The organism is Planktotalea sp., from assembly GCF_039984035.1.
Classification (GTDB): domain Bacteria; phylum Pseudomonadota; class Alphaproteobacteria; order Rhodobacterales; family Rhodobacteraceae; genus Planktotalea.
In genome coordinates this window covers 1-5,101 of the sequence record NZ_JBDWVM010000398.1, presented here as the reverse complement: position 1 = coordinate 5,101, position 5,101 = coordinate 1, and the positions used below count along the sequence as shown (strand labels likewise).

General features: G+C 55.9%; 7 protein-coding genes and 1 pseudogene. 6 read left to right on the top strand and 2 right to left on the bottom strand.

Annotation, left to right across the window (positions count from 1 at the left end; genetic code table 11):
• The coding region (locus tag ABJQ89_RS17575) for an SIS domain-containing protein (protein ID WP_348497455.1) at positions 1-428 on the top strand (428 nt) is incomplete at its 5' end.
• Positions 425-1,111 carry a DNA alkylation repair protein gene (locus ABJQ89_RS17570; RefSeq protein WP_348497454.1) on the top strand — a complete coding sequence of 229 codons (687 nt, stop codon included), beginning with the start codon at positions 425-427 and terminating at the stop codon, positions 1,109-1,111. The genes ABJQ89_RS17575 and ABJQ89_RS17570, both read left to right, overlap by 4 nt.
• Here the strand turns inward: ABJQ89_RS17570 and ABJQ89_RS17565 are convergent.
• Complete coding sequence (locus ABJQ89_RS17565; RefSeq protein ID WP_348497453.1) at positions 1,108-1,701, bottom strand: hypothetical protein; 594 nt, start codon at positions 1,699-1,701, stop codon at positions 1,108-1,110. The genes ABJQ89_RS17570 and ABJQ89_RS17565 overlap by 4 nt on opposite strands.
• Between ABJQ89_RS17565 and moaA the strand changes: the two genes are divergently transcribed.
• A complete protein-coding gene (gene moaA, locus ABJQ89_RS17560) occupies positions 1,700-2,707 on the top strand; it encodes a GTP 3',8-cyclase MoaA (protein WP_348497452.1) in 1,008 nt (335 codons plus the stop codon). The two genes, ABJQ89_RS17565 and moaA, sit on opposite strands and share 2 nt — an antisense overlap.
• A 98-nt stretch (positions 2,708-2,805) precedes the next feature.
• Positions 2,806-3,717: a pirin family protein gene (locus ABJQ89_RS17555; protein ID WP_348497451.1), complete on the top strand. Its 912-nt coding sequence runs from the start codon at positions 2,806-2,808 to the stop codon at positions 3,715-3,717.
• A 54-nt stretch (positions 3,718-3,771) separates the two neighbouring features.
• Here the strand turns inward: ABJQ89_RS17555 and ABJQ89_RS17550 are convergent, their stop codons facing one another.
• Positions 3,772-4,368, bottom strand: a complete 597-nt coding sequence (locus tag ABJQ89_RS17550) for a TetR/AcrR family transcriptional regulator (protein WP_348497450.1) — start codon at positions 4,366-4,368, stop codon at positions 3,772-3,774.
• Between the two features lie 119 nt (positions 4,369-4,487).
• Here ABJQ89_RS17550 and ABJQ89_RS17545 point away from each other — a divergent pair, with 119 nt between their 5' ends.
• Together ABJQ89_RS17545 and ABJQ89_RS17540 are read left to right on the top strand one after the other, a co-directional pair.
• Positions 4,488-4,856: a hypothetical protein gene (locus tag ABJQ89_RS17545; protein WP_348497449.1), complete on the top strand. Its 369-nt coding sequence runs from the start codon at positions 4,488-4,490 to the stop codon at positions 4,854-4,856.
• Between the two features lie 103 nt (positions 4,857-4,959).
• Positions 4,960-5,101: pseudogene (locus tag ABJQ89_RS17540) on the top strand (homoserine dehydrogenase); the annotation flags it as partial.

Genomic DNA, 5,101 nt, shown 5'->3' with positions numbered 1-5,101 from the left:
TCCTCTTCTTGGGCCGCGGCCTCATGTATCCGCTCGCGCACGAAGGCGCACTTAAACTTAAAGAAATCAGCTATATACACGCCGAAGCTTATGCATCAGGCGAACTTAAGCACGGCCCCATCGCATTGATCGATAAGAAGGTTCCAGTCGTCGTACTTGCGCCATCTGATGATCTTTATGACAAGTCTATCTCCAACATGCAGGAAGTCATGGCGCGCTCTGGTAAAGTGCTGCTGATCTCGGATCGCAAAGGTTTGGAAGATGCAGGCGACGTTTGGAACAAGATCGCGATTCCTGAGTGTCACCCGCTGATCAGCCCGATCATCTATTCTGTACCGGCTCAATTGCTGGCCTATCACACCGCCGTCGCCAAAGGCACGGACGTGGATCAGCCGCGTAACCTCGCGAAGTCTGTGACAGTCGAATGACTTTGGATGAAGCGCTAGACGCTCTGCGCGCCCTTGTTCAAGAAGGCCGCGCAGAGGGCATGGCCAAGTACCACAAGGCGGAGCGCGAATATCTCGGGCTCGCCAATCCTGACATCAACGATCTGACAAAAGGCTGGCGTCAAACGCTGGACGTAGACACGCGGGTTCGTCTCGCCGGTGAGCTATGGAATACGGACATTTTCGAAGCCCGCCTTGCCGCCTCCAAGCTTCTTACACAGGCGCGTTTGCGCCCCGATGAGGGCGCATGGGAGTTGATCAAAAGCTGGGCACCTGATTTCGACAGTTGGGCGATTGCGGATCATGCTTGCATGGCTGGCCAGAAACGCCTGATCGCGGACCCTTCCCGTCTGGATGAGATTGAAGCGTGGACAACCTCGGATCACATGTGGACCCGCCGTGCGGCATTGGTCATCACTTTACCATGGACAAAACAGAACCACCCAAAACCCGCTGAAATCGAAGCACGGGAACGTATTCTTGGCTGGCTGGCGCGCTATGCGACGGATCACCAATGGTTCATCCAAAAGGGCATTTCTTGGTGGCTGCGTGAGCTTGGCAAACATGATGCGCCGCGCGTGCGCGCCTTCATGGCAGAGCACGGCGACACGTTGAAGCCGTTCGCGCGCAAGGATGCGACGCGCAAATTGCCGCCAGAGGCTTAACCGCCCGAGAACACTTCGACTTCGGGCAATTCAGTGAGCGGCGCTTCCAGAACGCGGAACGCCGCGAGCGACAAACGGCTTCCCGCCGTTTCCGCGCCCTCAATGGGAATCAGATCGACCTGAACCGACTTGCCATTTCCCGGGTACACCACACGCCCGCTGGTTTGCGCGCTGACCAACGGCGTTTTGATCCAAAAGCCAGCTTGCGTCGGATCGCCCAGCGAGGCCACCGTAAGACCAAGCGCTTTTTCCCCACCCTCGACTGGCACCGCGGCAGCGGCTTTGCGTTCTTCTTCAGTCGTGACGTCGAATTCTTCCGCTGTTTTCGCGGCCTTGGGCACAACGCGACCAAGCCCAGCCGGACGCGCCTTGGGCCGCGTCTGATCTGTTCCAAGCGTGGCCTCATCAACAGGTACTTCTGTTTCGACAGGTTGTTGGGCACAGGCCCCGAGCGCAAAAAGCGCAGCAATCATCATCAAGCGTTTCATGTGCCCATGTTTAACCCCTCGCCCCCAGAACGCAACATCGTGTTCAAGCGCGACTTTGCGCCCCTTGCGGAGGCTGAACTTGCACACTACGCTTTCCTTCATGACAGCTCCTTTGATTGACCCATTCGCCCGCGCGATCACCTATCTTCGTGTTTCCGTAACAGACCGTTGCGATTTTCGCTGCGTCTATTGCATGACCGAAAATATGCAGTTTCTCCCTAAAAAAGAACTACTTACCCTCGAAGAACTGGATCGCATGTGCAGCACCTTTGTAGATTTGGGTGTGAAAAAACTGCGCATCACAGGCGGGGAACCGCTGGTGCGCCGCGAAATCATGACATTTTTCCAAAGCATGAGCCGTCATTTGGACAGCGGCGCGTTGGAAGAGCTGACATTAACCACCAATGGCAGCCAGCTCGCGCGTTTTGCGCAGCCGCTCTATGACGCTGGTGTGCGCCGTGTGAACGTCTCTCTCGATACGCTCGATGAAGAGAAATTCGCCCGTGTAACCCGCTGGGGACGTCTGCCGCAGGTTCTGAAAGGCATTGATGCGGCGCTTGCGGCGGGCCTGAAGGTCAAGATCAACGCTGTCGCTTTGAAAGATTTCAACGAGGACGAGCTGTTCACCATGACCGAATGGTGCGCAGAGCGTGACATTGCGCTCACGTGGATCGAAGTTATGCCCATGGGCGATCTCGGCAATGAAGACCGCGTTGGCCAATATTGGTCGCTCAAAGACGTGCGTCGCCAATTGGCGCAAAACTATTCCCTGACCGAACTATCCGAGCGCACAGGCGGCCCTGCGCGTTATGTTCAGCTGGATGAAACGGGCCAGAAGATCGGCTTTATCACACCGCTGTCGCATAATTTCTGCGAAAGCTGTAATCGCGTCCGCCTGACCTGCACGGGCGAGCTGTACCTCTGCCTTGGTCAAGAAGACATGGCAGATCTACGTGCGCCTTTGCGTAACAACCCGAATGATGATGCGCCCCTGCAAGAGGCCATTCACAAAGCAATCGGGCTAAAGCCAAAGGGGCATGATTTCGACTATTCACGCCAAAAAGCGGATGGTCAGGTCACGCGCCACATGAGCCATACAGGCGGCTAGCCAAGTGTGCACGGATGCACAGTTTGCGCGCAAATTCGTCCAATTGTGCAAACCGATTGGCCGGCCTATCTCATGAGCACAATTCATGAGGTCAAAAGATGTCTGTAAGTTCACGTTTCGAAACATCCCAAGCAACACCGACGCTCGAAGGCGCAGGTGTCCAATTGCATCGCGCTTTCGGCTTTCAGGACCCGACAGAGCTTGATCCGTTTCTTCTATTTGATGATTTTCGCGGTGATAGCCCGGATAAGTTCGAAAAAGGCTTCCCGTGGCACCCCCATCGCGGCATCGAAACCATAACCTACGTTCTAAACGGCAGCGTTGAGCACACTGATAGCCTTGGCAATACGGGCTCTCTCGGCGCGGGCGATGTCCAATGGATGACCGCAGGCTCTGGCATCATGCATCAGGAAATGCCCCATGGAAACGCGCAAGGGCAGATGCACGGCTTTCAGCTTTGGGCGAACTTGCCCTCTTCGCTTAAAATGACCACCCCGCGCTATCAGGACGTGGAAAGCAAGGAAATCCCGCTGATCCAAGACGACGATGGCACCGAGGTCAAAGTCATCATTGGTTCCTTCTGGGGCAAAACAGGTCCCGTGGACGGGATCGCTGCAGACCCTCAATACCTCGATATCTTTGTGCCTGCAGGCGTAAAGAAGTCCTTCAAACTGAGCCAGCACAGACGATCTTTCGCCTATGTCTTTGAAGGGAGTGGTGCTTTCGTCGATGCCTCTGCCCCAATTGGCGTACTGCTCGAAAAGGAAGTGGGCGGTGAAGAGGTTAACATCCGTGATATGTCGGGCAATCGCACGCTCGTACGGTTTGGCGCGAGCGAGAGCGTTACAGTTCAAGCAGGCGAAACAGGCGTGCGGTTTCTGCTGATCTCGGGGCAACCGCTGCAAGAACCTGTCGCATGGCATGGGCCTATCGTGATGAATACACGGGAAGAATTGCAACAAGCGGTCAAAGATCTGCGCAACGGGACGTTCATCAAACCCGCCCATTGAACCGAACTTTTGATCAGCGCACCGTAAGGTGCCGTGCTCTTGCACGCACCCGGATCAAACCTGGCTGGCACCTGCGGCGCCGCGCACCATTTGCCAATAGACCTCTTCCACTTCGTTTTGGCTAAGCGCACCACTGTCACGATACCATGTGGTTACGCCCGTCAACATCGCAATCACCGCACGGGTTGCAACCGCAACATCGCTGAGCACAAAGACGCCTTGGCCTTGGCCCTCGCGCAGAATATCCGCGAGCACCGCCTCATATCTCTGGCGCAGCGCCTCAACTTGTACGAAATGATCTTCGCTCAAATTGCGCAACTCCATATAGGCGATGAAAACCGCATCAGGGCGCTCAAGGTGGAAAGACATGTGAAAGCGCGTGAAGCGTTCCAGCGCAGCCAATGGATCATTCAACGGCTCTTGCGCCTCTAGCGCGGCCATAAGATCATCCATGTGCTGTTTCATCAGATCAAAGAGCAACGTTTGCTTATCGGGCGTGTAGTTGTACAACGCCCCCGCCTGAACGCCAACTTCGGCTGCTATCTGGCGCATCGACACCGCCGCATAGCCGTGACGCGCAAACAGGGATTGCGCCGCAGCGCGAATGCGCGGTCCGGTGACGTCTGAATGTGATCCTTGGGTTCTGGCCATAAGGTCACGTTAACTGAACAATCGTTCAAAAAAAAGCCAGAAATCGCCGAAAACCAAAGCCCCCTTGTCTTGCCCCTTGGGCTACGGCAGTAAGGGCGAAAGCTCTTTAGGTCTTCGCCATGCGTGTTTCGTCACCTTTTCTTGTTCTCATTGCGCTCGCGTCCTTGGGTGGTTGCGCCGACTTTCCGGAATTAGAGGTATCTGAGGCAGAGTTTGATCGCACCACCCCCTACCCCGATCTTGTCCCGCTCGATGAGCTGCTCGAAGAACCCGAACCCACCATCACGGACGAGCTGCAGGATACGCTGACCACGCGGCGCGATGATCTGCTCGCAACGCCAAGTGGCGCGGACAGCGATCCGCTTCTCGAACGTCTGGAGGCCCTGCGCAAAAAGCGCGACGAGAAACTCGTGGCCGACCCAGAAATCGATGAAGAGCTGCGCAAACGCCTTGAGGGCGGCATAACTGCGCCAACAGAGCCTGAGTAGCGCAAGAGTTGATCAAAAGCGCACATTGCGCCGTTGCACCCGCCGCCCCTGAAAGCTAAAGGCAGTGCAACACAAACATCTTATTCGTTTTAGGAGATCCCAGATGAGCCAAACTTCGCCATTGCGACTTGGAATTGCAGGTCTGGGAACGGTCGGTACGGGCGTTGTCAAAATTGTCCGTCAACAGGCCGCCCTTTTAGCCGCACGTGCTGGACGCGAGGTCGTCATCACCGCTGTCTGCGCGC

What these genes read in the sequence shown, in the direction of transcription:
- ABJQ89_RS17570 (WP_348497454.1), top strand. Translation starts at nt 425, where the DNA reads ATGACTTTGGATGAAGCGCTAGACGCTCTGCGCGCCCTTGTTCAAGAA.
- moaA (WP_348497452.1), top strand. Translation starts at nt 1,700, where the DNA reads ATGACAGCTCCTTTGATTGACCCATTCGCCCGCGCGATCACCTATCTT.
- ABJQ89_RS17565 (WP_348497453.1), bottom strand. Translation starts at nt 1,701, where the DNA reads ATGAAGGAAAGCGTAGTGTGCAAGTTCAGCCTCCGCAAGGGGCGCAAA.
- ABJQ89_RS17555 (WP_348497451.1), top strand. Translation starts at nt 2,806, where the DNA reads ATGTCTGTAAGTTCACGTTTCGAAACATCCCAAGCAACACCGACGCTC.
- ABJQ89_RS17550 (WP_348497450.1), bottom strand. Translation starts at nt 4,368, where the DNA reads ATGGCCAGAACCCAAGGATCACATTCAGACGTCACCGGACCGCGCATT.
- ABJQ89_RS17545 (WP_348497449.1), top strand. Translation starts at nt 4,488, where the DNA reads ATGCGTGTTTCGTCACCTTTTCTTGTTCTCATTGCGCTCGCGTCCTTG.